The following is a 24,442-nucleotide window of genomic DNA, read 5'->3' as shown; positions in this document are numbered from 1 at the left end:
CCTTTTGGCACAATCCCCCCCCGCGTTATAAATTAAAACTCACATTTACGGGGTAATCTAATATTGCTCATTAATTGCTTATAACTAACGGAGTAAATCTTAATTATTTGGCAGGGAAGCATGCCTGCAATTTATAAAGCTGCCACCACTCAATGCAGCCTAAAAGGTTTGTGGTGCAGACAGCCTTTCTGCGCTATTATCCTTATTGTCGCTTTTTTTTCAATCTGGTTTAAACAGTTTCAACTGTGAATTTGCCCGCTTCGGTTACATTTTGCTAGAAAGCTTTTCTATGATGCCGCACCTTTGACTTAAATAAGCAGCTTGCTATATGCAAGCAACAAAATTTAAAAGTTACAACAAGTAAGAATTTATGAAAAAGTTACTATCAATTTTAGTCGTTTTGGTTGCAATAGCAAGCAAAAGTTTTAGTCAAACAACTACTGAAAATCAAAGCTTCGGGAAAAAACTCCTGAGTAAAATGGAATTTGGCTTAACAGCCGGTGGCAATGCCAGCAATTTTACAAGCGCCAATTTCCCTACAGACCCACTGCCGGGTTTCCAGGCCGGGCTTACAGTTGCCTACAAATTCACAGATAATTTTATGGTGCAGGAAGAATTTCTTTATGCCATGCAAGGTGCTAAAGTTAAGGGAGGGATACTCGGTACACAAGATATCAAACTTTCTTATGCCTCTGTTCCCATTCTTTTAAAATACCGTACCAATTCTGGCTTGTTTGTAGAAGCCGGCCCGCAAGCGGGTTTTAAAGTAAAAGAAGATATTGGCGGAATCACAGATGCCAAATATTTCAAAAAAGTTGATTTTGGCATGGTTGGCGGAGTTGGATACAAATCCAGCATAGGTTTAGGCATTGATGCAAGGTATGTTTACGGGTTGCAAAAAGTTCAGGAAGTACCATCTGTTGTTTTAGGAGACTTCAAAAACAATAGCATACAGGCCAGTATCTTCTACGTTTTTTAGAATCAGGAATCACTTAGTCTGCCGATGACCCAAGTCCCGGTCGCATTTGCGCCGGGGCTTTCGGCGATTATAAAAAGTATAGGCGCCCTGTTCCCGCTATTTAAGTTAAATAATTCCCGCAAATAACCACATAATAAGTATTTCTAAACTCATCATCAACACGCCCTGAATGTATAAAGTTGATGTTTGTTGGTTTTAATTGAAAGAATGGCGGAACTCTAGCGGCGAGTAGCTGGTTTTTGTTTTGAATAGCTTGCTGAAAGACTGCAGATGTTCAAAACCCAGTTCATAAGCGATTTCGCTAACGGAAAGATTGGTGGTCGACAATTTCTCTTTGGCCAGTTCGATAAGCTTGTTATGCAGGTGTTGCTGCGTATTCTGTCCGGTAAGGGATTTAAGCAGGGTGCTTAGGTAGCCTGGTGAAATATTTAATTTTTCTGCAATATAGGTAACGCTGGGCAGACCTTTCTGAGCAAGCGCGCCGCTATTAAAGTAATTGGTGAGCATATCTTCCAGCTTGGTTAGGATTTCATGGTTGGCGATTTTGCGGGTGATGAATTGCCGCTGGTAGAACCTTTCCGAATAAGTTAGCAATAGTTCCAGCTGTGCAATAATTACGCTTTGGCTAAACCGGTCGATATTAGCATGGTACTCTTGTTCAATATTTTGCGTGATGGTGGTGAGCATCGTTTCTTCTTTGTCTGAAAGATAGAGTGCTTCGTAAACAGAGTAATTAAAGTATTCGTATTGTTTAATGGTTTTGGCCAGCGGCGTATTCCATAAAAAATCCGGGTGGATCAGTATAATCCATCCTTCGGGGCGGTGCACCATGCTGCCTTTTTCAAAGTCCACACCAAAAACCTGGCCGGGCGACATAAAAAACAGTACGCCCTCATCAAAATCCCTGGCCTGCTGGCCGTATTTGAATTTGGCGTTTTTCACCCTTTTCATCGAGATCGAATAAAAATCATAAACCACACTGAACGAACTTTCGGCCAGTGGCCTGCTCAGGTCGTCCATGTGCACCAGGCTAATCAGCGGGTGCGCCGGTTTAGGCAGGCCCGCCGCCCGGTGATATTCGGTGATTGTTTGGAAACGGAAAAGCTGGTTACTATTCATAGCTAAGTTAAAGTTCGTTATTTTTATGGTAAGCTGCTGCAAACTCTTTAGCGAAATCTGCAAGCTTTACCTTACCCATTTTTGGCTTGCTCCGGTTAAAATTCTCAAGGGTTTTGCCGCTATGCATGGCCGCCTGCATTTCTACTAATGTTTCGGCCAGTTTTTCAGGCAACTTGGCCATCTTCAATCCCTGCAGCATTTCTTTATCCGATAGTAATACCCATTTTAGCCAGGGCTTACCTACAGCTGTACCAATTATTCTGGCTGCTTCGTTACAGGTTATTTCCTCGCTGCCTACGTAACGGATGGTTTTCTCTTTATGCACCAATTGCAGTTCTTCTGCAACGGCGTCGGCGATATCCTTTGGCGATACAAAAACTATCCGGTCTTCTCCGCCGTAGTTTCCCATCAGCAGGCCGGTTCTACCGGTCAGTAAGGCCCGAAGGCCGGAGTAACGCAGCGTTAGTAATTTGCCGATGAAGCCCTTGCCTTTGATCAGATCCATCGACTGGTAGAAATTGGTATAAAAGGCGGCTGGCCTCATAATAGTAATAGAGGCATCCAGCCCATCCAATACATGTTCTACGTTTTCGGCTTTAACCAAGTCTGCTGCCCAGCCGCTCATCAATACAATCCGTTTGATGCCAGCTTCTTTAAGAGCCTGTGCGTAGTTTTGCGCCATACGGTGCAAGTAATCGCCCAAATCAGGTTCGGTAAAACTCAAAGGAATCATGGCATAAACTGCGTCTGCACCTTTAAAAGTATCGGTTAAAAAGCTGACATCGGAGATCGAGCCAATGGCTGGTATTGCGCCTAAGTTTTTTATAGCTGTTTGTTTTTTGGGGTCGCTGCTTACCACGGTTACAGTATGGCCCTGTTTAACCAATATTTCTGTCAGCGGCTGGCTGATGTTCCCTATAGATCCTGTTACAATAATGTTCATCTTTTTTAATTCAATTTTATTGCTCGTTATTTGGTATAAACGCCGTTCTCAATATCGGTAAGCAGGGTAGGGTGTGTTGGGTGCCAGTTTAAATGCTCCTGTGTCCATACGCTAGATGCAGGGCAGTCAATGGCGGCCATTTGTGCAAACCAGCCAAAATGTTCTGCGGCAGCTTCTGGTGCGATTGATTTTACCGGGATATTCAGTTGTTTACCGATAGCTTCAGCAATAGATTTTACTGTGATGGCTTCTTCTGTAGAAGCATGATAGCGGGCACGCGGGGTAGTGTTTTCTAATGCCAGGCGGAATAGATGGGCAGCGTCCAGCCTGTGTACGGCATTCCACCTGTTGAGTCCCTCGCCAATATAAGCCGATGCACCTTTTTCTTTAGCGATATTAACCAGCATGGGGATAAATCCGTGTTTATCCTCGTCGCCATGTACTGATGGTGATAAACGAAGAGCTGCCGCACGGACACCCAGGGCGGCCATGGCATCTGCTGTTTGCTCTGAAGCCCGCGGCCATGCTGGGTTAAGCGGTGGGATGATGTCTTCGGTGGCCAGTTTTCCTGGGCTTACCAGCGCTGTTCCCGAGGTTACAATAAACGGGCGGTTAGAGCCGGCTAATACTTCGCCTATGGCTTCAATAGCTTTTTTATCTGCCTGGCAAACTTCCGCGAAGCGGGTAAAGTCATGGATGAATCCGGCGTGGATTACGCCGTCTGCCAACGCAGTGCCGCTTTTCAGGCTATCAAGATCTTCCAGGTCACCCCGGTGAACTTCTGCTCCGGCATCGATCAGCTTTTGGGTAGATGCATCCGACCGGGCCAGCCCTAATACCTGGTGGCCGGCACCTATTAACTCCTGCACAATGGCAGTACCAATGAAGCCTGTGGCTCCTGTTACAAATACGCGCATAATTGTTTTCTTTTGTTGATACAAAGATGTGCTGCTTTGGCCGTTAGGATTTATCCAAATCTGCTTTTTGTTTAGCCAAAACCATAAAAGCATGCAAAGATTAAGATCCTGAATTCGCTGCTACTTATTTCCGTTAATCGTACTTGTAAAATGTGAATTTATTTTCTGCCTTTAATTGGGTATTCATACTCAACTGTAGTCGGATGGCAGGTGAGTTCTTTTCACTATTTACTTTATTGCCTTTTGCCACCCCGAGCTGCATCAGTGACCACGCTTATTGCTCTCGATGTGATTTCAATAATATTGTTTTGTAATGCAAAAGTTACGTTTTGTAAAATGAATTAAGTGGCCAAAAAGTTATATTTTTAAGGGTTTGATCAACCAAACCACCTTGTCCTACATGAATAAATTTATACTGGCTTTATCACTGTTTTTGGTTTCCTTAATTTGTAAAGCTCAATCTCCACAAATTTCATACAATACACCACAGCAGTTTAATGTCGGGATGGCGATTACAAATACTGTACCCACCAATACGGGTGGCGCAGTTGTGTCGCCGGATGGCTACAGTTATACACGTGTTTTAGCTGGTAGCGGCTCCTATTCAACAGTCGATGGCACAGGTATAGCGGCAAGTTTTTATTATCCTACCGGCATTGCAGCAGACCAGGCTGGAAATATTTATGTAGCAGACCAATATGGTAACAGGATTCGAAAAATTGCAGCCGGAGGCGTTGTGACAACAATTGCCGGAAACAATACTGCAGGCAGCACCAATGGCACGGGCATTGCCGCAAGCTTTAATAATCCCTGTGGCATTGCGCTGGATGCTAACGGAAATATTTATGTAGCCGACAGGTTTAATAACCTGATCAGGAAAATAACTCCCCAGGGTGTCGTATCCACGTTTGCAGGCAACAGTTATTATGGTAGTGGAGACGGGGTGGGTACTAATGCCAGTTTTAATAGCCCTTATGGCATTGCTGTTGATGCCTTGGGTAATGTTTATGTGGCCGAGCTAAGCGGCAATAAGATCAGAAAAATTACTCCGGCAGGTGTGGTAACAACCTTTGCGGGAAGCGGTTCGGCTATGAGTGTTGATGGCACCGGGATAAATGCAAGTTTTAACGGGCCCACAGGTATTGTTTTTGATGCCGCAGGGGCACTTTACGTAACAGAAAATATAGGTAACCGCATCCGTAAAATAACCCCGGATGGCATAGTAACTACTATAGCCGGAAACGGCCTTACCGGTGCGGTAAATGCAAAAGGTGCCAACGCTACTTTTAATGCACCAACAGGTTTAACTATTGATGCCGGCGGTAATTTGTATATAGCAGATCAAGGCAATAACATGATCAGGATGCTAAACCCTTCGGGAGATGTTACAACACTTGCAGGAAACCTTAACAGCGGCAATAGCGACGGTTTAGGCAATGCAGCCAGGTTTAGCAGGCCAACAGGCGTTGTAATGATAAATGACAAAGTTTATGTAGCAGATTGTTACAACAATTTAATACGATCAATTAACGCGGCCGGCTATACCATTTACCCTGCATTAACAGAAGGACTGATTTTTAATTCTTCAACAGGTGCCATTAGTGGTAGTGCTAATATTACGGCTGCGGCAAAAGACTACACGGTTACCGCCATTAACCAATATGGAAGCAGTACAGCGGTAATTAATATAGCTGTTATTTCACCGGCTGTAGCCCCTGTAATTGCTGAGTTTTCACCTTCAAACAGTATTGCAGGTACTTATATCACAATTAGCGGTAGTAACTTTTATGAAGCTTCTGGTGTTATAATAGGAGGGAAGACGGCAGAGTTTACCATCCTATCTCCCAATAAGGTAGTGGCAAAGATACCCCCGGCAGCTATAGATGGTGCTGTAACAGTTATTAACCCCTATGGCAACGGAAGCAAAAGTGGATTTACCATCACAACGTTGCCCGCAGTTACTTATACAAGCCCTCAACAGTTAAAAACCGGCCAACCTGTAAATATAATACCAAGTGGCAATAGTAATATACCCAGGCAATATTTAGGTCAAAAAATACTTTTTGCAGGCAGTGGTGTACCTGGCGCTACTGATGGTACTGCGCAAACTGCCAGCTTTTATTCGCCTGTAAGTTTAACGGCAGATGACCAAGGAAATATTTATGTATGTGACCAGGTAAACAGGTTAATAAGAAAAATTACTCCTGAAGGTGTAGTAAGTACTTATCCGGGTAACTACAGTTCTTCCGGATTGGTAACAGACCATTTGGGGAATATTTATGTGGCTGATAAAACCAGTAATACAATATTAAAGATAACACCAAACGGCACTTCTACCCTAATTGCAGGTGCTGGTTACAACGGTTCAACAAACGGCACGGGCACTGCTGCAAGTTTCAATTACCCGGCATCAATTATCCGGGACAATAACGGCAACCTTTACGTTAGCGATGCGGGTAATAACATGATCCGCAAAATTACTCCGGCCGGGTTGGTAACAACCCTGGCAGGTGGCGGGCAGGGATTTGCTGATGGAGCAGGTACCGCAGCTAAGTTTTCAAACCCACAGGGCCTGGCACTTGATAACGCAGGAAATTTGTACGTGGCTGATCAGGGGAATAATCTTATTAGAAAAATTACTTCTGGTGGAGTAGTAACAACCCTGGCCGGTGGGAGTAATACAGGTCTTTTACAGGATGCAGATGGTGCAGGGACTGCTGCAATTTTTAATTTTCCATACAATTTAGTGTTTGATAACAGTAATAATCTATACATCTCTCAATATAACGGTGCGATAAGAAAGGTATCTTTACAGGGAGGGGTTACTACCTTTACGCATGCAACTAATACCAGCTATTCTGCTTTTGGAATCACTATTGATCAGGCTAATAACATCTATTATAGTGATGTATCAACCAACAATATCTATAAAATAGCATTAACGGGATATGCAATTTCACCGGCACTGCCAGATGGATTAATTTTAAATCAGGATGGTAAAATAACCGGCAGCGCAAATGTAACTTCACCGGCAACAGATTACACGGTAACAGTAGCTAACCTCGCAGGAAAAAATACAACTCCCATAAATATCGAAGTAAAGATTCCGGAACTACCGCCGGTAATTAGTGCCGTTTCGCCTCAAAATATAGGTGCGGGCATGCGATTAAAACTCACGGGGACGAATTTTGTTGGTGCTACAGCAGTTAAAGTCGGTTCTTCAAATGTCGATTTTTTTATTGTGTCACCTACCATTATTACCACCAGTATACCGCAGGGGAGTACAGCCACAGAAATAAAGGTTATAAATCCATTTGGTACTGCTACCTATAGCCAATTACAATTAAACCCGCCACCGGCCATATCGTATACGCTAACCCAAAGTTTTACTGTTGGCACGGCTATCACTTCTTTAACGCCGGCCAATAATGGCGGTGCTATATCCGGTACTTACGGCACCGTAACAACCTACGCAGGTAATGGCACACAGGGCTACACTAACGGCACACTTACAACTTCGCGTTTCAGTACACCGCAAGGGATGACTACAGACGGAGATGGTAATACATATGTTACCGATGATTATTATCAGATTCGTAAAATCACAAAAGACGGTAATGTAACCACGCTGGCCGGCGGTGTAAGTAACAATGGCTACAAAGATGGTACGGGTGCCGCGGCAAATTTTAATTACCCTAAAGGTTTAGCAGCCGATGCTGCGGGAAATATTTACGTGGCCGAACAGGGAAATAATAGGATAAGAAAAATAACACCAGATGGAACGGTAACCACATTTGCAGGAAATGCGCAGGGATTTACCAACGGAAGTGCTGCCAGCGCAAATTTTAATTCACCTACAGGGCTTGCTTTTGATGTAAAGGGTAATTTGTATGTATCGGATATGTATAACAATGCCATACGCAAAATTACACCCGATGGACAGGTAACCACTTTTGCCGGGGGAACTTATGGAACAAGTACAGATGGTGTGGGTGCAGCAGCTATTTTTTCAACCCCATCCGGGTTAGCATTTGATGCTTCAGATAATTTGTATGTAACTGAAGTAAATGGTAACAGGATCAGAAAAATAACTCCTTCCGGAAACGTTACAACCGTAGCGGGCAGTGTTAATGGTTATGCGGACGGCCCGGTTGCAGACGCAAAGTTTAGCAACCCAAGTGCTATAGTGGCAGATGGTTTTGGAAATCTTTTTGTGGCAGATCAAGGCAATCAGCGCATCCGTAAAATCAGCCCGGATGGGATGGTGAGCACCGTAGCCGGAGGCAACGGCAATAAGAGATTAACAGATGGAGTTGGTTCAGATGCAGGGTTCAATTATCCGTACAGCATTACAATAGGAGCAGACGGAAACCTGTATGTTAGTGATGCCTACAATTATGCGATAAGAAAAGTTGTTCAAACGGGTTATACGATTAGCCCGGCTTTACCTGAAGGCCTTAATTTAGATGGGGCTACCGGTGTAATAAGTGGTATCCCAACGGCCTCGTCTGGTTCAAAGTCTTATAAAATAACCGGCAGCAATATTTACGGCAGCAGCACATCCACCATAAGCTTTGAGGTAAAGATACCGGCAGTTGCACCGTCCATTACACTATTTGCACCCACAACGGCCACCCCCGGTAATGCGATAACCATAACCGGAAGTAATTTTACGGATGCTTCGGGCGTTCAGATTGGCGGTGTTAGTGTATCGCCATATACGGTTGTTTCTTCAACAACTATAAAGGCTATTGTCCCGGCGGGGGCGCAGGGCAACAGTGTTAAAGTAATCAATAGTTATGGTTCGGCTACAGCTTCGGGGTTTGCTTATGCTGCTGCGCCGGCTATCAGTTACCCTGCAACCGCGAGTTTTAAAGCTGGTGTTGCTGCAACAGCAATTAACGTAACTAATAACGGCAGCGCCGTGCCAGAGGCCATATATATGCAGGTAAAGTCTATTGCAGGCAGTACCGAAACACAAAGCTCTGCCAATATTAATCAGCCGGTGGCAGTAGTTATTGATGCCATAGGCAATGCTTACAGCGCAGAAAATACGCTTATACGAAAAACTACCCCGGCCGGAGTAACCACTGTATTTGCGGGCAGCACAACAGCAGCAAGTACCGATGGTGCAGGCACCGCCGCCGGTTTTCAACTCATAAATGCAATGGCAATAGATAAAGCCGGAAATTTATTTGTTGCTGATGCCGGGAATCACAAGATTAGAAAAGTAACGCCGACAGGGGTTGTAAGTACATTTGCGGGCGATGGTACCGCTGTGTTTAACGATGGAGCATCCGGTTCTGCATCATTTATTAATATCACCGGGTTAGCTTTTGATACAGAAGGAAACCTATTTGTGGTTGATGCCGGAAGCTACCGTATCCGGAAAATAACCACCGATGGTATTGTTTCTACAATTGCCGGCAATATTGGAGGTTCTGATAACCCGCTTGCTAATGCCGGTTTCGCAAGCCCCAAGGGTATCACGATTGATAATTATGACAACATTTATATAACCGATTATAATTTAATAAAAAAAATTACGCCTGCAGGGATAAGCACACTTGCAGGGAGTTTTCAACAAGGTAATGCTGATGGAAACGGCACAGCTGCTACATTTTATAATCCCCAGGGAATTACTTCAGATATGGTAGGTAACTTATACGTTGCCGACGTTAGTAATCACACTATTAGAAAAATTACACCGCAGGGCGTTGTAAGTACTATTGCAGGCACAGGCGTAGGTGCGCTGACTGATAAAGTTGGCACGTTGGCAAGTTTCAAAAATCCCTGGGACATCAGGTTTGCCAATAACTATTTGTACGTTGCTGATAAGGGGAATAATGCTATCAGAAAAATAGCGATTGTTGGTTACCAGGTAACTCCTATACTTCCTGCTGGTTTGTCAATTTCCGACTTAGGGACTATTAGCGGTACACCAACCGTCATTTCACCGGCAACAAATTATACAATTAGTGCTATTAACAGTGCCGGATCGGGATTGGCAACTATCAAAATTGATGTGGGGGTGCCCCTGGTAGCACCGGCAATTACAGCAATAACACCAACTTCGGCAAACGCAAACACAGTAGTTACTATAACCGGCAACAATTTTATCGGAGCTACAAGTGTAAGCTTTGGTGGTGTGGCGGCATTGTCTTACACTGTTACTTCGCCAACATCCATTGTCGCTACTTTGGCTCCGGGTACGGCATCGGGCAGTGTTGTAGTTAATAATGCTTATGGTAGTGGCAACATTACCGGCTTTAACTTTATTGCGGCTCCCCAAATAAGTTATGGAAATGTGAGTACGTATACAGCCGGTAAGGCTATCACGGATCTGCAGCCAAGTAACAGCGGGACTGCTATTGAACCGGTTGTTTATTCAATGGTGTCAACAGTGGCCATTGGCGCTAATTTTCCGGCGCCGGTAAGTAATCCATATCTCTATAACGCCATTGCCGGACTTGTAACAGACCAAGCCGGGAACATTTACATAGCAGACCAGAGTTTGAATTTAATCCGTAAAATTACGCCTGCCGGTGTAGTAACCAATTTTGCCGGAAATGGGAATTACGGCCTAAATAATGGTAGTGCGGCCACTGCCACGTTTAGCAGGCCAAAGGATTTAACCATTGATAGGGATGGCAACCTTTATGTGTTAGATCAGGGCAATAATGTGATCCGTAAAATTACGCCGGCAGGTGTGGTAAGCACCTTTGCAGGTAATACTGATAACAGGTCGGTGGATGGTGTTGGCGTGGCGGCTTCTTTTGCTACACCTAATAACATTACAATTGATGCCGTAGGAAATCTGTATGTGATAGATCAGTCATCAAACACTGTGCGGAAAATTACACCTGATGGTATTGTTAGCACGCTGGCGGGGAGTGGTATTTCGGGTTCGGCAAACGGTACCGGTACGGCGGCAAGCTTTAATTATCCAAGTGGTATTTGTGTGGATGCAAGCGGTAATTTATACGTAGGTGACTCGGGTAACCATCTCATCCGGAAAGTTACGCCTTCTGGGGTAGTTACTACTTTTTTTGCAGGCACCCCAAGCGGGCCAAACAGCAGTGGCGGCTACATTTATAATGGAAATGCACTGGCTATGGATAGAGCAGGGAATATCTATGTAGCAGACTGGTCTGTCAATAAGATCATGAAAATTTCATCTGCGGGCATAGCAACTGTGCTGGCGGGTAATGGTTCCAATCTTCTGGTCAATGCAGTTGGCACAATAGCGGCTTTCTCTGCGCCTATCGCTATTTGTTATGACCAGGCGTCTGGTAACTTATATGTGTCGGCTAATCAGCAAGTGCGAAAAGTTGTGTTAACAGGCTATGTCATAGATCTGGCTTTGCCGTCAGGATTGAATTTTGATAGTAAAACCGGTAAAATAAGCGGCACTGCAAATGAGGTGATGCCTGCCAAAACATATACCGTTACAGGGTATAACAGTAATGGAAGCAGTGCAACAACTATCAACCTTTCTGTAGCATATCCGGAAAAACCACAAATTAGTTATGCGGCCAGTCAAACTTTTACTGCCGGCGTTATTATAGCGCCGTTAGTGCCTGCTAACAGTGGTGGCGGCATACCTACGGGCGGATATGGAAGCGTAAGCCGGATTGCCGGTATCGGCCAATATGATTATATAGACGGCCCGGCTGATGTTGCGGCATTTAAATATCCTTCGGGTTTGGCTGTTGATGCTGCTAATAATATATATGTAACTCATCGTATTGATAATTTAGTGAGAAAGATCAGTCCGGCTGGTATTGTAAGTACCTATGCCGGTTCCTCTTTTTATAACCATTCTGATTTTCCCGCCTCATTAGATGACCCGATCGGCCTGGCTATCAACTCAAAAGATGAATTATTTATTGGTGTTGGTTCAAACTGGCCGGGCAGTGATGGCAATAACCGTATTATAAAAATAGCTAATGGGCAGGAAACTACATTTGTTGGCAGTAATAACTATGGGCTACAGGATGGCACAGGCGCCGGTGCATTATTCCATGGCAGTTATCAGTTCTCAATGGATAAGAATGATAATATGTATGTAGCTGATCAGCAGAATAATGCTATACGTAAAGTAACACCTGCCGGGGTTGTTACTACATTTGCCGGTAATGGTACAATGGGTGCTGCCAATGGTGCAGGTACCGCAGCTACCTTTTATAATCCCGACGCTGTAACCGCCAACATTGACGGTAATTTATATGTTGCTGATACAAAAAATAACCTGATCCGAAAAATCACACCGGCTGGCTTAGTCTCTACTTTTGCAGGCAGTGGTACAGCGGCCTCGGTTGATGGAAAATTAACTGCTGCAAGCTTTAATTACCCAACATGCATTATTGCAGATAAAATAGGTAACCTGTATGTATCAGATTATCATGGCCATGTGATCAGGAAGATAACAACCGACGGTACAGTAACAACCATCGCGGGCAATGGTACGGCAGCCTCGGTTTCAGGGATTGGTACAGCAGCCGGATTTAATGGCCCGGTAAGTTTAACGCTCACCAATAACCAGGATGCTTTAATTGTAGCTGAGTATGATGGGCACCTTATTAGTAAAGTTCATTTAACCGGGTATGCTATTGATAAGCCACTCCCTCGAGGCTTAAGTTTCGATGTTAACACTGGTATAATTACCGGTACCCCTAAAAAGGCTATGCCTGCCACAGATTATATGATTACTGCAAATAATGCTTCGGGCACAAGCAGTACTAAGTTAACTATTACTGTAACGGCAGATCCTGCACCGGCCATCAGTTACCTGCCATCAAAAGTTTATACTTATACACAGGTTAACATTGGGCCCGCTAATACCGGGGGGGCTGTTCCGGCAGTTATCTTTGGCAACACAACAACTATAGCAGGTAATATCCAATCGGGAAATATAGATGGGGTGCTAACTGATGCACGCTTTAATAATCCGGCAGGCATTGTTACTGATAATGTTGGCAACATATACATCGCCGACCAGGCAAATAATATGATCCGTAAAATTACGCCAGATGGGGTTGTAAGTACGCTTGCGGGCAATGGCACAGCCGGATTTTATGATGGCCCTGCTGCTGTTGCGATGTTTAACAACCCAAGTGGTGTTGCGCTTGATAGTTACGGAAATGTTTATGTAACAGACAGGTATAACAACATGATCAGGAAAATAACACCTGATGGCATGGTGTCTACCCTGGCTGGTAACCTCAATGCAAATTCGCATAGCGGAAAAGGGTCGGCAGCGGGGTTCTATTACCCTTACGGTATTATAGCGGATGCAAATGATAATTTATATGTAGCCGAACAAGGCGGAAGCTTAATAAGGAAAGTAACGCCTGACGGTACGGTTACCACATTTGCGGGTGATGGTGTTTATGGTGGTAGCAAAGATGGTACGGGTACCAGTGCCAGTTTTTATAACCCTACTGGTATTGCTGCAGACAGTAAAGGCAATTTCTTTATTGCAGATAATTATAACAATATGATTAGGAAAATTACCCCGGCAGGTGTAGTAACAACTTTTGCCGGAGCCATCTCCAGTATTTGGGAAAGTAAAGATGGTATCGGTTCTGCAGCCAGATTTTATCGTCCAACATCTATTGTTATTGACAATAACGATAATTTATATGTTACAGATCAGAGCACTAATCTGATTAGAAAAGTAACGCCTGATGCCGTAGTAACAACAATAGCCGGAAAAGGAGTAAGCGGATTTAACGATGGTGTGGGTTTAAATGCGAGTTTTAACAGGCCAACCGGTATTACAATTGCAACAGACGGGGCGTTACTTGTTACAGATTTTGGTAATAATACTTTAAGGCGAATATTACTTAATGGTTATCAGCTTAGCCAGCCATTGCCCGCCGGATTAGTTTTTGATGGCACAACAGGAACTATAACCGGTATAACCAGTAATGTAACCGCGGCTAATAATTACCCTGTAATTGCTGCCAATGTTTCTGGCATGAGTAATACCACACTCGCGCTTGAAGTGCTTGCATTGCCAGCACCAAACATCACTTACGATACGCCTGTGGCATTAGGCATTAATCAATCAGCCGGAAATATATCTCCGAAAAACACAGGGGGGCCAGTACCGGCTACAGTATATGCTCAAACAACAACGCTTGCGGGTTCGCAAGGTGTACGCGGATATGCTGATGGAGTTGGCGTAGCTGCGTCTTTTGGTACACTGGCTGGTTTAACAAGCAGCATAGACGGCAATATTTACGCACTTGATTCGCAATACGGGCTTATCAGAAAAATAACCCCGGCAGGTGTTGTTAGCACCTTTGCCGGAAATACTAACAACGGGTTGGCAGATGGTGCCGGTCAGCTTGCCAAATTTAGAAACCCTAGTGGTATAGTTGCCGATGCTTCAGGAAACCTGTATGTAGCAGATCGCGGAAATAATTTAATAAGAAAGATCTCACCATCAGGATATGTGAGTACATATGCAGGCACAGGCTATGCGTCGTCAATTGATGGCTACACTTATTTTGCCAGCTTAAATGCGCCCGATGCCATAACTATTGATGCAGCCGGTAATTTATATGTAAGTGAAAAAGGCGGGGCTAAAATCAGAAAAATTAATGTTTCGACCAGTATGATCACTACTGTAGCAACCATACCTAATGCAGGGGGCGATTCTTTTATTTCAGGTATAGTTACAGATAGCCGGGGAAATTTATTCGTAACAGATTATGCCAATAACCTGATCAGGAAAATAACGCCATCCGGTACGATAAGTATTTTTACAGGTAATGGTTTAACCGCAAATAAAGATGGTACCGGAACCGAAGCCGGGGTTATGGCGCCAGTTGCGCTTGCTATTGACATTAATGATAACCTATACGCAGCCACCAGTAACCGGATTAGAAAAATTACGGCTGATGGAATTGTAACAACAATAGCGGGTACAGATACACAAGGTGCTGCCAACGGAATTGGTACCGCTGCTACTTTTGGGCAGCCTCACGGGTTGCTGTTTGATAACTCGGGGAGGCTTATTATTGCAGATTTACAAAATTCGCTGCTCAGAACTTTAACGCTTACGGGTTATACCATCTCGGCCAAATTACCGGCAGGGCTAGCATTTGACCAAACTACAGGTATTATAAGCGGCACTGCTACAGAACTTTCAACGGCTACGGACTATACTGTTTCCGCATACAATGTAACTGGTGCAGGCCAATTTAAAATTAACCTGAATGTTAGAAAAATACCACAACAGGTTATCACTTTAGCACCAGATGCTTATGCTACTTATGGCGACGCCGACTTTACGCCTGCTGCATCAAGCAATAATCCGGATAATACAATAATTTATAGCGGAGATAACTCTGCGGTTGCATCTATTGTTGGTGGTAAGGTTCATATAATTGGTGCCGGTGTTGTTAATATCACAGCTTCACAGGCAGGCAGCATTAATTACCTGCCAGCTGTTAACGTTGCACAAAAGTTAATAATAAGCCCGCTTCAGGTTGCGGTTAAGGCAAATGATTTTAGCAAAACATATGGCGATAGTGATCCTGTATTTACCTACCAGGTTACCAGCGGGCGCCTTGTAAACGACGACCAGTTTTCGGGCAGCATAGCAAGAGCAGCTGGTGAAGCAGCTGGTTCTTATAAAATTGCTCAAGGTACATTAGCCCTAAATGCAAATTATAAACTTACCTTCACAAGCACACCATTTATTATTAGCAAAGCATCGCTTGCCATCACCGCTAATGATCAAACCCGTGCATACGGGCAAAATAATCCGGCTTTAACAGTAAGCTATAGTGGTTTTGTAAATGGCGATAGTCAAAGCAGTCTGAATACTTTACCCACCATATCTACCACTGCAGATAATACATCAGCAGAAGGTGTGTATGATTTGGTTCCGTCGGGGGCAGTATCCAATAATTATAGTTTTGTTTATAAAACGGGTAAACTTACCATTACTGTACCGGCAACTAATTTCAAAATATCCACTACCAGTGTAACCTGTAAAGGCTCAAACAATGGTATGATTACCATATCACCTGTACAAAAGTTAAATTACACCGCAACATTAACCAGTAACGGGCTAAACAAAACGTATAGTTTTACCGGAGATGTTACCATTGATCAGCTTTCGCCGGGTACTTATAATGTTTGTATCACCGCCGGGGGTGTTGCAAATTTCAATCAATGTTATGATTTGGTGATTACCGAACCTAAAGACCTGGCATTGTATGCTACGGTTAATAAGTCTGTAAACACAGTAACCCTAAGCCTGAACGGAAGTGATGTGTATAACATACAGCTTAATGGGGCATTATATACCACGCATAGTAATTCTATTACGCTGCCACTTATTAAAGGTGGGAATAAGCTATCTGTTAGCACAGATAAGCCATGCCAGGGAACAGTTGACCAGGTGATAAATACCAAAGATGAACAGGCGCCTTATCCTAACCCGTTTAACAATATTTTGTACGTTAACTTAGGCAGTGCAAATATTAAAATCTGCGATATCAAAATCTATGGTTTTTCTGATGCCCGGTTAAGATATAATCAAACATATAATAATACTTCAGGGGTGGTTAGTATCGATGCCAGTACACTTACAACAGGGTTTTATTCCATACATATTATCGCAGATGGAAAAGAGTCGGTTTATAAAATAATCAAGCAATGAAAAAACAACGCTATTTAATTTATACAATCGCCATATTTTCACTGATGCTTGCCGCATGCGGCGGTGGTGGGAATAATGATACAGACCCTGTACCAGTGGCGGCACCGGTGAAGGCCGTGTTGGTTTTTCCGGCCCAAAATGCACTTTGTACACAGGGCATAGTAATTTCAGCTGTGCAAAGTACCGTTACGCTTAAATGGAATGCCGCGGCAAATGCAGATAAGTATGAAATTAACGTCAAAAACTTGTTAACTGGCGTTGCAACCACACAAACCACCACCAGTATTCAGCAGGATGTCGTTTTAGATATTGCTACACCATATTTATGGTCTGTTAAGTCTCTATCATTTCAAAGTACCGATGTTGCAGTTAGTGATACGTGGAAGTTCTATAACGCAGGGCCAGGTAAAACCTCTTATGCCCCATATCCTGCAGAGGCTATATCGCCAACTCAAATGTTGAGTGTTTCTGCCAATAACGGCAAAGTAACATTGAACTGGAATGGGGCCGATGTAGATAATGATATTAGCGGCTATGACCTTTACTTTGGTACCACTACTACGCCTATACTATTTAAAAGCGGTTTAATGGATAGTAAATATGATGTGGACGTTTCCAGTACAATAACATACTATTGGAAAATAGTAACAAAAGATACAGCTGGAAATACGTCGCAATCTGTTATCTACCAGTTTAAAGTTAATTAATTGACGTGCAGATTGAGTTTAAATTATACATTGCTGAATATAAAAAATAGGTTGGGTAGCCTGATAAAATTGAAGGCTCACTATTCATTTATAAATGTTTTGAGTGCACAATGTTCTATGGCTTAACAAATATATACTAATCGATTTTGGTTATCTGCTCCTCTTGATGTTTCTGTACATTAATGAAGAGTAGCGCTTTGAAACGGAACTGCAAGCAAGCCAGCGCATGTAATTCAAAGGTTTTCAAATTGGCTAGCGAAGAACAGCGCTTTGGGGATATTGCCCAGTGAACAGAGAATGCTTTATATGCGATAAAAGAGCAGGGCAATTATGCCGAATTGACTTGAGGCAATAACGAACTTTTCAACCATGCTACAAAAGCTAATTAAGGGTAATGTTATAAGCCTCCTTGTCCCTTAGCAGACAGTGTTATAATGTTTGTGATCACCTTATCCAGATTCGATGCGCTTATATTTAACATTTTTATAATTGCTTTGTTATCAGGGTTTACTTCATCATTCTCTTCCAATAAGCTAATCAAACCTAATATGCTGGCTAAAGGAGCCCGTACCAGGTGTGATTGATTGTAAGCAACCTCCCTTAAAACCAGGCTTTGATTTTCATGCTCGCCTTTTGCCTTGTTTTTTTCGTTCAATAATTCTGCTTCAAATTTTTTTCGCTCTGCTATCTTAAAGATAATTCCATTGATAACTTTTCCTTCCACTTCCCTTAATTCACCTGTTACTGCGCTGAATAACACAGGGAGGCTTCCAGAAGGCGTCCGTATCTCCAGATTGATTTCATTTACTGCCGAATGCATTTGAAGCAAGGGCAGAATAAAGAGGTGGTAGTATAGGTTACCGCCTTTGTGCAGAAGTTCGGGGAATTTTTTTGTTTTTATTGCTGTCTCGTCATAACCTGTCCAATTTAGCAAAGTATGGTTTGCATATACTATCCGGCCATCAGGCTGAAAAGTGATCATCCCGCAAGCTGCGTTTTCATATAAAACTTCGTAATCAATTGGGTTTTTCATATTAGCAGTATTCCATTAACGGAACACTAACGTAGGATTTTATGGCTTCTATTGTTTCCTGAGGGGCGCTCAAATGCGGGCAATGTCCTGTTGCTTCTAAAATAGTTAGCGTATTGTTTGCTGTATGTTTGTAAATATAATTACCTACCGCCAAAGGTGCAAGCATGTCATCAGAACATTGGAGCGTAAAATTTGGAACTTCCAGCTTTTGAAGGTCGGGCCTGCTGTCAGACAGAAAAGTTACCCGGGCAAATTCCTTGGCAATATTTGGATCGGTTGAACAAAAGTTGGCAGTAAGCGCTTCCCCTAGTTCAGGCTTGTCAGCATTTCCCATAACCAGAGGGGCAATAGCAGATGACCAGCCCAAATAATTATTATCCATCATACTTAATAAATCTAACAGATCAGATTCTTCCATACCTCCAATATATTCACCATCGTTAATGTAATAGGGAGACGGGGATACAAAAATCATTTTACTGAAATAGCCGGGTTTTAATAATGCGGCTCGTACACCAATCATGGCACTAACAGAATGTCCCACAAAAACAGGTGCTTCGATTGCCAGTGCTTCACAGATATCCAAAACATCCTTTGCATATCCGTCTAATGTAGCATACTTATGCTTATCATACGCACTTAGATCCGAATTTCCGGCACCTACATAATCGAACAGGACACATCTAAAGTCGGATTCCAGTGCCTGTATTACAGGCAACCATACATTTTGGTTACAACCAAAACCATGAGCGAAAATCATCGTTTGGTCTCCACAGCCTGTTACACTAACATTGTTTCTTTGTATTATATCAACCATAATTATAGAAAGGAATTTTAAAGAAATGATAGCGACTCACTATCCTTTCTTGCACATCATACACGTCTACAGAAATTGTTTCAATAACCAGTCCAATTTGTTAAATTTTGAGGGATAAATTTATTTTTTTAAAAAAATTTCGTAATGGTTTAAATAATAATCATTAACGATTTTTTTTGACGTGCATTGATGGATAAACGTTAGTTTTCTAATTCGCTTTTTTAATTTCTTTCAATATATTCATACACATTTGATACATTAAATAAATTCAATACGTAACTCGGTTTTACACTTTAATTAAGCAGGATAATTATGAAATATAAGGAGGGCAGGACAAAATTGTTCGGGTAATCGGTTCACTATCCTAAACTGGTATCGCCTTGTTCATAAAAGTTGTCTATTGACAGCCCTTCTAGAAAAATAAATATTAATTCAATTATTTACTTGCGCTAGTCTGTTAATGAGTAATAGATTTTGCTTCCTTTTTTTGATTTGCCGAAACAGTTTGTGGCTCATAAATGGGGCTTGCAATGCCATTAAGGTCGTAAACAATGTTTCCGGCCCTGATGGTTAGTTCACACTCCAGTTTTTGGGTAGCATTAATCTTGTAGCCTGTGTAGTCAAACAGGCCGAAGTTGCCTTTCCTTAAGTTTAAGATGGCTACATCAGCATCGGTACCAATACTTAAATTCCCTAGTTCCGGATGGCCAATTTCTTTGGCTGGCGTAAAGGTGCTTGCAGTAATAACGCCTTTAAGATCCATCCCAATGGCCAGGAATTTCGACATCGTGGTTAGCATGTCTTTCATAGCATTATTCATGCTGCCGGCGTGCATATCTGTGCTGATAGAGTTTGGAAAAAAACCTTCTTTAATTGCGGGGATAGCTTGCGAAAAAGCAAAGCTGATACCACCATAACCTACATCGAAGTTTATGCCGCGTTCTCGGGCTTTCCAAACAAAGGATTTTATATGGTTGGTTTTCAAGTCTACAATGTATTCCCGGTTACCAAGCTGGCCAAAGCAGTGTGTAAAAATATCGCCGGGGCGCAAATGTTTCATAAATAGTTCTTCAATGGGCAGGGGCGGGGTACTGCCCCCAAAATCAACCATAAGGGGTATGTTGCCTGCTTGTTTCGAAGCTTCAACGGCGTTATCAACTGGTGTCCATTCGTGGCCTTCGTAATGTGCTATTTTAAAACCCACAATCAGGTTTTTATATTTTCTGGCTACAATCGCTGCCATTTTAGGGTCCATATCATTGGCATTTTGTTCATAGCCGCCGCGCATCCCTTCGCCAACAATATTCAGGAAGGCAAGCACCCGTGTTTGTGATTGATCAATAGTTTGTGCTTTAAAGGTAGGGAAGGTACGCCAGCCAGAACTGCCTGCATCTACAACCGTGGTTATACCATTACGAAACGTAAAGCCATCCGGCGGGAGTGCCAGGTTCCCGTTTTCATAAGCATGATCGGGTTCAGTACCCCAGAAGTTGTGTGAGTGGATATCAATTAAGCCCGGGGTAACCCAAAGGCCGGTGGCATCTACCACTTGTATGCCTTGTTTAGGGTCGATATTATCTGCCACGCGTACAATTTTACCATCGCTTATGGCTATGTCAGTTATTTTATCAATACTGTTTTTAGGGTCGATAACGTGCCCGTTTTTGATGACTATATTATAGGTTTGCGCTTGTGCCTTTACCTGGAAAACACACAATAAAAGTGCGATTACAAAAAATAATTTTCGCATTAATTAATTTATTAGAGAAATAATTTGAACCGTGTAGCGGCTTTTGGGATATTTAAACTGCCTGTTGCAATATCTCTTTTACACGCCTTGCAACTACATCTACCTGGTCGGGGCGCAACAGTACTACGCCAATATTTAATTTATCACCGTCGCTGTTTGCCACTATACTTGGCGTGCCGTTTTTTAAAGCAGTAAGCACAGCTTCGGGTTTTATCTTAATTTTTGAGGTATTCCAGGTTACGTTTAAACTTGGGAAGGCATTGGCCGGCCCCGGGCTGATGTAGGTTTCTGTTTTTACGGAGTAGAGAGTTTCTAACTGAGCGCCGATTCGTTTGGCTCGTTGTAGCCATTCTTCCCATTCTTTTTTATGATCCCGTTCGAGGTATGATTTTAGGGCGGCATACATGCCAAACATTTCTTCTTTATTTACCTTCATCGGCCTGCCGATGGGTGCCTCGTGCGGGCTGTGGTTTAAGCGTGCAGCAGTAATTAAATCTTTACGACCGAAAAGTAAGCCGGCACTTTGTGGGCCGTGCATCATTTTACCGCCCGAAAATGTTACCAGGTCGAAGCCCATTTTCTGAAATTTAAACAGGTTTTCAACCGGTGGCACATCTGCCGCGGCATCCAGAAAAGTTGGAATTTTGTGCTTTTGTGCTATAATTAAAAATTCCTGATGGGTAATACTGCTTTTTTCGGCGGCATTAAAAAACAAGGCCATAACAGTGTTTGTATTAACAGCATTCTCCATTTCGGGAACTCCTTCAACCTCTATAATCTTTGCGCCGGTGGTACTAACCGCTTGGTCAAATAGGTAACGGTGTGTTTTTTGCATAATTACCTCGGGGCGGGGGCCGGGCAAATTGGGCAGTTGTTTAATTTTTTCGGCATTTGTGCCGGTTATTGTTGCGGCAGTACCTAAAACCATGGCGCAGGCAGCGCCCGATGTTACCATCGCTGCCTCTACGTGTAGCATTTCTGCTATTTTTGCGCCAACCTTATCTTGCAATTCATACATGTTGGCAAAATCGTGCGCGGTTGAGTTGATGGCTTCCAACACTTCGGGCAACATTAAAGACCCCGATAAAAAGGTCATGGTTACACCTGCATTGATAACCGGGGTTACGCCTAGTTCTTTAAAAAAGTCGCGCTTGGGAGTGGTTGGGGCTGCTTTAACAGCCTGTGGAATTACGCTGCCTATAATGCCGCCTGCCAACGGTAGGGCAGTAAGGCTTTTGATAACGTCTCTGCGTTTCATATGGAGTTGTCTGATTATAATTTGATAAATTTTATAAGTAGGCGATGCAATCCATCTCTACTAAAGAATTACCGGGTACGCCGCCCTTTGCCACTGCTACCGTGGTACGTACCGGCGGGTTTTTGCCAAAGCGGCCTTTGTATACATCGTTCATGCCCTGGTAGTCGGCTATATCGTTTAGGTAAACATTTACCTTTAAAACCTTTTCCATTGACGAGCCTGCCCTTTTAAGCTCTTCTTCCAATTCTTTCAATACAATTTCGGTATGCGCTTTTATTTCAAAAGGGGCAACGTGCGCACCTTTACCGGCTATAAAAATCATGTTGCCTAATTTGGTAGAACCCGAAAAAAGCGGCACATCATTATGTGTGGTTATGTTGTTGGTTTCTTTTTTGTCTTTAGCCAAATAACTGGCCTTTGCCGACAAGCCCATTACCGAGATACCGGCAACCGAAGCCAGCATTTTTTTCAAAATAGATCTTCTTTGTGTTTCCATAGTTATTATAGTTTTTAAGTATTGGTGTTTATTTATTAGGGGTAGAAGGCGTTAACCGGCTAACCCTCCGGTTAAATTGAAAATTATTGCACACCCCTGTAAATTTTCGTTTCGCCTTCTACCTCTAAGTTTGATTGCTCTGCAACCGCTTTATATTCATATTGCTTGCCTTTTTGTAAGGCACTAACCATCAAGTCAAAGTCGCCGTTGGGTTTAATGCTTGTCCAACTGGTTTTAACCCAGGGGCTGGCATACAGGGTTTCTACCTGCCCAGTGTAGGGGCGATAGTAGAAGCACGCCCTTTGTGCGCTTTTAGGCACATAGTGCATGATTTTTCCCGATAAAATCCCACCGGTTGCGGTCGCTTTATTTTCGGCTGTTATTACCTGTACAGCTTCGTTTATCACGGGGGCTATGTGCTCCAGCTTAATTACAACCGGGTTAGGCCAACGGTGATCGTCATAAATTCGCTGTGCTTTTACAACAGAAACCTCCAGGCCCTCTGCCGTTTGGCGGAAGCGGCTGGTTACATCATCGTTTTTGTACTCAATAATTTTGCTGTTTTGCCCCAGTACATTAACTTTTGTATCGTTTGTGCTTTTTACAGAATGGATCATAAAGGTTTTGCGTTGGCCTTCTTTCCAATCTTTTACATCGGTTATAAAAGCGTACAGTGTATGCCCATTTTTGCTGGTAAACCAAACGTCTTTTTCGTGGCTTACCACCCAGCTCCTCACACTATCTACACTTTCGCGATTGATAAAATACCATCCTGCCATTTCGCGCAGGCGGTCTTCCTGTTCTTGCGCCAATTCGCCATTGGGTTTGGGGCCAACGTTTAGCAGCAGCGAGCCGCCTTTTGCCCGCGCCTCAATTAAAAGCTGTAACAGTTGGTTGCCAGATTTATAGCGATCATTTGTGGGTTGATATTGCCAGGCAGTGCCCATTGTAATGCACGAAAGCCAGGGAGCTGTAATTTTGGCGCCCGGTAATACCTGTTCGGGCGTTTTAATAGCTCCCCGGGTAATAAGGATGTCGGGTTGTAACTTCCAGGCCAGTTTCTTAACAGTTTCCTTCGGGTCGCCGTCTATAAACAGTACATCAATTTTGCCGTAATTGGTAAAGAGCTCTTTACATTGCCGGGCAGTGTATTCGTCGTATAGTTTAAGGGTGGCATCATCCATTTTTACATCAGTACGGCTAATGGGGATCTGGTGATCGTGCAAAAAGTTAAAATCCTCTGGCGAAAAATAAAATCCTACGCCTAAACCTACCTCGCGGGTAGCCTCTACATACTCTATTAAAAGATCTTTTTTATAGGGCGTTTTAGTGATGTTAAAATCGGTTGTTTTGGTATCCCACATGCAAAAACCAGAGTGGTGCTTGGTGGTGAACACAATGTACTTCATACCTGCCAGCTTAGCCAAAACAGCTATTTCGTGCGGGTTGAACTTTTTAGGGTCAAACGTTTTGGGCAACTCGGTAAAGTAACGATTCACAAAATCGTCTGAAGCGCCAACTAGGGCATGGCTAATTACTATACCCAACTGACCGTCAACCCCAAAATGGATAAAAAGGCCATCATTGGTGTTGCGCAACCACTCCACACGTTCGGGTTTATTAAGGTTAAAATCGCTTGCTTCGTCGTCTTTTACCACATCATTTTGTGCTAAAACTATTTGGTAACAGCACAGCATCACGAGTAGTAGATATAATTTCTGCTTCATATATAGGCATGGAA

General features: G+C 43.1%; 12 protein-coding genes. 3 read left to right on the top strand and 9 right to left on the bottom strand.

Annotation, left to right across the window (positions count from 1 at the left end):
* Positions 1–370 precede the first annotated feature (370 nt).
* Complete coding sequence (locus tag RG47T_RS14235) at positions 371–979, top strand: porin family protein (RefSeq protein WP_074490088.1); 609 nt, start codon at positions 371–373, stop codon at positions 977–979.
* 195 nt (positions 980–1,174) lie between these two features.
* Here the strand turns inward: RG47T_RS14235 and RG47T_RS14230 are convergent, their stop codons facing one another.
* From RG47T_RS14230 to RG47T_RS14220, 3 genes are read right to left on the bottom strand one after another with little or no spacing between them, the layout of a single operon-like run.
* Positions 1,175–2,098 (bottom strand): helix-turn-helix domain-containing protein, encoded by a 924-nt coding sequence (locus tag RG47T_RS14230; protein ID WP_074490087.1) that lies wholly within the window; start codon positions 2,096–2,098, stop codon positions 1,175–1,177.
* Positions 2,099–2,105: 7 nt separating this feature from the next.
* Complete coding sequence (locus RG47T_RS14225; protein WP_074490086.1) at positions 2,106–3,041, bottom strand: NAD(P)H-binding protein; 936 nt, start codon at positions 3,039–3,041, stop codon at positions 2,106–2,108.
* A 26-nt stretch (positions 3,042–3,067) separates the two neighbouring features.
* Positions 3,068–3,958: an SDR family oxidoreductase gene (locus RG47T_RS14220; RefSeq protein ID WP_074493455.1), complete on the bottom strand. Its 891-nt coding sequence runs from the start codon at positions 3,956–3,958 to the stop codon at positions 3,068–3,070.
* Positions 3,959–4,358: 400 nt separating this feature from the next.
* Between RG47T_RS14220 and RG47T_RS14215 the strand changes: the two genes are divergently transcribed.
* Together RG47T_RS14215 and RG47T_RS14210 are read left to right on the top strand one after the other, a co-directional pair.
* Positions 4,359–16,640, top strand: a complete 12,282-nt coding sequence (locus RG47T_RS14215; protein WP_074490085.1) for an NHL domain-containing protein — start codon at positions 4,359–4,361, stop codon at positions 16,638–16,640.
* Complete coding sequence (locus RG47T_RS14210) at positions 16,637–17,347, top strand: hypothetical protein (RefSeq protein WP_074490084.1); 711 nt, start codon at positions 16,637–16,639, stop codon at positions 17,345–17,347. Before RG47T_RS14215 ends, RG47T_RS14210 begins: the two co-directional genes overlap by 4 nt.
* 397 nt (positions 17,348–17,744) lie before the next feature.
* On the opposite strand, the gene RG47T_RS14205 is transcribed toward RG47T_RS14210, so the two are convergent.
* From RG47T_RS14205 to RG47T_RS14180, 6 genes are all read right to left on the bottom strand, one after another.
* The gene (locus RG47T_RS14205; protein ID WP_074490083.1) at positions 17,745–18,380 is read right to left on the bottom strand and encodes a PAS domain S-box protein; all 636 of its coding nucleotides are present in this window, start codon (positions 18,378–18,380) and stop codon (positions 17,745–17,747) included.
* Between the two features lies 1 nt (position 18,381).
* Entirely contained in the window at positions 18,382–19,197 is an 816-nt protein-coding gene (locus RG47T_RS14200; RefSeq protein ID WP_074490082.1) for an alpha/beta fold hydrolase, read from the bottom strand.
* 457 nt (positions 19,198–19,654) lie between these two features.
* Positions 19,655–20,947, bottom strand: a complete 1,293-nt coding sequence (locus tag RG47T_RS14195) for an amidohydrolase/deacetylase family metallohydrolase (protein WP_074490081.1) — start codon at positions 20,945–20,947, stop codon at positions 19,655–19,657.
* 52 nt (positions 20,948–20,999) lie between these two features.
* Positions 21,000–22,205 (bottom strand): aminotransferase class V-fold PLP-dependent enzyme, encoded by a 1,206-nt coding sequence (locus tag RG47T_RS14190; RefSeq protein ID WP_074490080.1) that lies wholly within the window; start codon positions 22,203–22,205, stop codon positions 21,000–21,002.
* A gap of 31 nt (positions 22,206–22,236) precedes the next feature.
* Positions 22,237–22,701, bottom strand: coding sequence for a RidA family protein (locus tag RG47T_RS14185; RefSeq protein ID WP_074490079.1), 465 nt, complete (start codon positions 22,699–22,701; stop codon positions 22,237–22,239).
* An 83-nt stretch (positions 22,702–22,784) separates the two neighbouring features.
* Positions 22,785–24,428 (bottom strand): alpha-L-fucosidase, encoded by a 1,644-nt coding sequence (locus RG47T_RS14180; RefSeq protein WP_074490078.1) that lies wholly within the window; start codon positions 24,426–24,428, stop codon positions 22,785–22,787.
* Between the last annotated feature and the right edge of the window lie 14 nt (positions 24,429–24,442).

Origin of the sequence: Mucilaginibacter polytrichastri, from assembly GCF_001911425.1 — a bacterium.
Classification (GTDB): Bacteria; Bacteroidota; Bacteroidia; order Sphingobacteriales; family Sphingobacteriaceae; genus Mucilaginibacter; species Mucilaginibacter polytrichastri.
The sequence above is the reverse complement of the archived record's forward strand: the minus strand, read 5'-3'. Positions and strand labels throughout refer to the sequence as shown.